The sequence below is a fragment of the Caldivirga sp. UBA161 genome, assembly GCF_002506515.1.
Taxonomy (GTDB): domain Archaea; phylum Thermoproteota; class Thermoprotei; order Thermoproteales; family Thermocladiaceae; genus Caldivirga.
The window spans coordinates 1-4223 of sequence record NZ_DAXS01000078.1; the positions used below are offsets into that span (position 1 = coordinate 1).

At 40.3% G+C, this 4223-nt stretch carries 4 protein-coding genes; all 4 read right to left on the reverse strand.

Going from position 1 to position 4223, the window contains the following annotated elements; genetic code table 11:
- Positions 1-267: 267 nt before the first annotated feature.
- The 4 genes from thiI to BP896_RS08910 all read right to left on the reverse strand — a co-directional run bounded on the left by thiI (position 268) and on the right by BP896_RS08910 (position 4141).
- A complete protein-coding gene (gene thiI / locus BP896_RS08895; protein WP_291767659.1) occupies positions 268-1518 on the reverse strand; it encodes a tRNA uracil 4-sulfurtransferase ThiI in 1251 nt (416 codons plus the stop codon).
- Positions 1519-1553: 35 nt separating this feature from the next.
- Positions 1554-2108 carry an inorganic diphosphatase gene (ppa, locus tag BP896_RS08900; RefSeq protein WP_291767661.1) on the reverse strand — a complete coding sequence of 185 codons (555 nt, stop codon included), beginning with the start codon at positions 2106-2108 and terminating at the stop codon, positions 1554-1556.
- Between the two features lie 180 nt (positions 2109-2288).
- Positions 2289-2507, reverse strand: coding sequence for a hypothetical protein (locus tag BP896_RS08905; RefSeq protein WP_291767663.1), 219 nt, complete (start codon positions 2505-2507; stop codon positions 2289-2291).
- Positions 2508-2818: 311 nt separating this feature from the next.
- On the reverse strand, positions 2819-4141 hold the full coding sequence (locus BP896_RS08910; protein WP_422653015.1) for an APC family permease: 1323 nt from the start codon (positions 4139-4141) through the stop codon (positions 2819-2821).
- Positions 4142-4223: the final 82 nt, after the last annotated feature.

The following is a 4223-nucleotide window of genomic DNA, read 5'->3' on the forward strand; positions in this document are numbered from 1 at the left end:
TATTAGAAAATAAGGTAAAGCATCAGTTTAACATCATGCACATTTATTATAATGCCGCCTTAAGCATACTCAAGAATACTGCGGGAACCTCAACCCTAACCTGTAGTGGTAAGCCACAGGCAGGGTGGCAATGAAGCAGGAAATACCACTCCTCAAGGCGGAATAACCACTTCTCTGCATCTATTTTAGAATTAAAGCATATTGCATTGGGTATTGTTCATTGAATCTAATGCATTAATCAAGGCTATGAGCACTTCTTTAGGTGCCTCATCTACATGAACCTGCGCCTCCCATGTTAATGCTTGTAATATTAATTCTCCAGTTACTTAATAATGATTGCTCATTAATATTGCTTAATTCACTGGCCCTTACCTTAATGATGCTTGCCTTAATCGTGCTTAGTAGGTTAATTACCTTGCTTAATTCCTCATCAAGCCTACTTGGTGTTGACCTTGTCCTAGGCTTCCTGGAGAATACTGAACAGGGTTCAATCATTTTCGCGGATTCCTCATAAGTGCCTATCCTCTTAGCTAGCTTAATTATATCATCCTTATCCATACCTATTAAGGGCCTGAATATAGGCACGCTAATGCCTATTGATGCTGAGTATAGGTTACTTAAGGTTTGGCTACTAACTTGACCGAGGGATTCACCAGTAACTATACCCATGTAATTATCCTCCACAGCTATTGATTCAGCTAACTTATATAGGAACTTCTTAAAGACAGTGTTCATTAGGTGGCTGTTAACTGAACTCCTCATGGCTTCCACCAATTGCGTGCAGTCGGTAATCATGATTACTGGGTCGTACCCAAACACCCAATGCTCATAAAGGTGCCTAATAACCCTAATAAATCCCATAACATCCACCGGCGGAGCCAGACTGCAGAATAATGCATCAACCAAGGCCCCCCTCCTACTCATTAGCCAATAAGCCACAGGTGAATCAAAGCCGCCGGAGACTAGGGCAAGCACCTTACCTCCCTGTGAACCTAACGGTAAGCCGCCTGGCCCATCTATTACTTCATCAAATAGGAAAGCATAATCATCCCTAATCTCCACGTATAACTCCACCTCTGGATTATCTAAATCAACGCCATTTGAGAAGGGGTAAAGTACTGCCCCCACACGCTTGGCTACATCAATTGAAGTGAATGGGTGATTACCAGTTCTACTAACCCTAACCGCAAACTTCCTCCCATTCACCCTGCTGCGCCATAGTTCATAGGCGGCAATAACTATTTCATTAATATTACTGAAATTAAGTGAGTAGGCTGGTGATGTTGACACAACACCAAAAATCCTCGCAGCCATTAAGGCTGCTTTAATTAAGTCCTCCTTAGGTACAGTTACCAGAATCCTACCCCTAGCCTTACTAATACTATAGTTTAATACACCTCCTCTGCTTAAGGATTCTTGAATATTCCTAATTAGTAAATTCTCCAGCCTAGCCCTAACCCTATTACTCTTCACCCCTATTTCCCCATACCTAACGAGTACAATTGGGTTAAGGTTCATTAAATCCAAGGCTCCTGTGGTATTAATATTTCTTATCAGTGAACCTGACTTATACCATTTATTAAATTCGGCTTAACCTTAATGTACTTAAGTACAAGCCTCTTAGCCTCCTCAATACCCTTGAAGTCATTAACCTTAGTCCACTTACCTGGTTCAAGCTCCTTATAATGCTCGAAGAAGTGCCTTATCTGGTAAAGTATTACATCAGGTAAATCCTTTATATCCTTCACCATTGAGAACCTAGGATCAATCTTATTTAATGGCACCGTTATTAATTTATAATCAAGCCCCTTCTCATCCTCCATATTTAAAACCCCAACGGGCCTAACATCAACTATAGTGCCTGGTAAAAACGGTGCACTACTTATCACCACAGCATCAAGTGGATCACCATCCTCCGTTAATGTACTAGGTATGAAGCCGTAGTTGAATGGATACGACATTGCAGTATAAAGCACCCTATCAACAATGAATACTTTATTCTCCTTATCATACTCATATTTAACGTTTGAACCCGCCGGGATCTCAACAACAACACGCAATTCATCCGGCGGATTCCTACCAGGTGATAGGCTAGCAATATCAATCATTATATGAGGCAATAATATACCCCTTAATAAAGTTTACTTAGTGCACTTTACCATAATTGAGTGTAATGATATATAGTTGAATATAGATTTCGGTTAAAAATATAATTAATGTTTAAATAACTTTGAATTCAATACTAAGTTAAGTATAGTTGCTTAATGATCAGCAGTGGAAGGTGCGGCTTAGTTTACCTTAAACATTCTATTTCCTTCATCATAAGTATACGTTATTGGTGGCGTTAATACACCATATATTACTACAATGCTGTCTGGATTTCTTGAGTTTGATGCTATATAGCTTACGCTACCATGTCCATTCTTGCCATTGATCCCCTTAACCACCTTCCTTGCTGCTGCTCCCTTAACTGTATCTAATGGGATTTTCTTAGTTGGTACGTTCATTTCACTCACCTCAAGTACACTCACTGTGGAGGAGTTTATATAACTTTCTGGGTTGCCTACTATTACTAGATAGCTTAATGGATATCAAAAATAATATAAATATGAAACACCATATCCTAAGTAACCATAGTGATAATTTTTACTTAATTAATTTAATGGAATTGAAAGAAGGGTTTTAATCTTGACTATTTAAATCACACTACTCAGGCGGTATTTCAGTGTAAGTTACTGAAATATCAATACCGAGCCTCCTCTTATTTAATTCACGAGCAGTAACATACAGTATAATGCCTATTAATACAGCTGCAGCCTCAACACCGTAGGCTANNCCAATTACCACCCCAAATGCTTGGGTACTCCAGGAATTGGTAAGTTAAGAAGCCCATTACTGCTGCTTGAAGCATACCGGATACTGTTAATATTGCCTTACCAGGTTTACTAAGTCCCATTAAGCCAGCCCCCTTAATGCCCATTACCACCGCCGCGGCGCCAACAGCCATATAGTATAGTAAAGCCTCAACAACTGCGCCATAAAGTGCAGTAAATGTACCATAGAATACTCCAGCAAGCGTGATGAGTATTGATGTTATAGCTAAGTCAAATAAGTGAGCGTATATAGGTGAACCAAACCTTGGGCTTAAGTACGTGAAGAAGCTTGGTAATACCCTATCAAAGGACATGGCAAACCAATACCTAACAACCACTATTGCACCGTAAGCTAGTATAGCCAGATTCCATGTTACTGAACCTATTCCAATAATCCAAGCCAATATAGGGTTGCCTGATGCCGCCATGGCTATTGTCCAATAGTTAACGCTACCATTTATGTTTGGGTTAGATAAGGCTGATGTAACGAAGTTAAAGCCCAATGCATTATACATGGCTGCGAAGCTTATTGTTGCAAGAATCATTGTTAATAATGCGGCAGTGGGTACGTTAAGGTTCACAGCCCTCCTGCCCTTAATTTCAGAGGATATTGCGGGCCCAGCGTTGAGCCATGGGTATATGTATATTGCGAAGAATGGTAGCATCATTATTGTTGGGCCTAGTGCGAAGTATGGCCCAGCGTACTGTGAAGCAACCTTACCGTAGGTATAGCCACTGGGGAGGAGGCTTGAAACTGCCTCAATAATCTTAGCTTTAGGCGTGAGGAATAATACGAGAAGTGATAGTATTAGGCTTAGCACTGAGAATAACGTTAACCCAGTCATTAACCTAATACCGTACTTAGTGCCCATTATGTTAACTGCAACTATGATTGCGAATAACACTATTGATAATATGATACTCTCCATTGGATTAATTGAAACATTAATGCCTAACATTGGTAATACCAGTGATAATTGATCAACGCCAGCTATGGCTATTAACGAGTAGTACACTAAGGACTCTATAACAAAGCCAAGAGCCAGCCCAAAAATCAACCAAGCTAACTTTGATCCAAAGGCCCTGGTTAACCATACGTAGTCTCCTCCTGTTCTTGGTATGTGTTTTGTTAGTGTTGTGTATGTTATTATTTGTGGTATTGATAGGGTGAAGGCTATTAGTGATGCTGCGATTAGGTTAACGCCGGATACTGTGGGTAGTGAGGCAAGAGTAAAACCCACAGTACCCAAAGCAGCACCAACAGACATATTAGCAACATTAACACTAACAGCATCAACAAAACCAGCCTCCCTAACCAAACCAGTAGAACCCCTAACAAACAAACCCCTA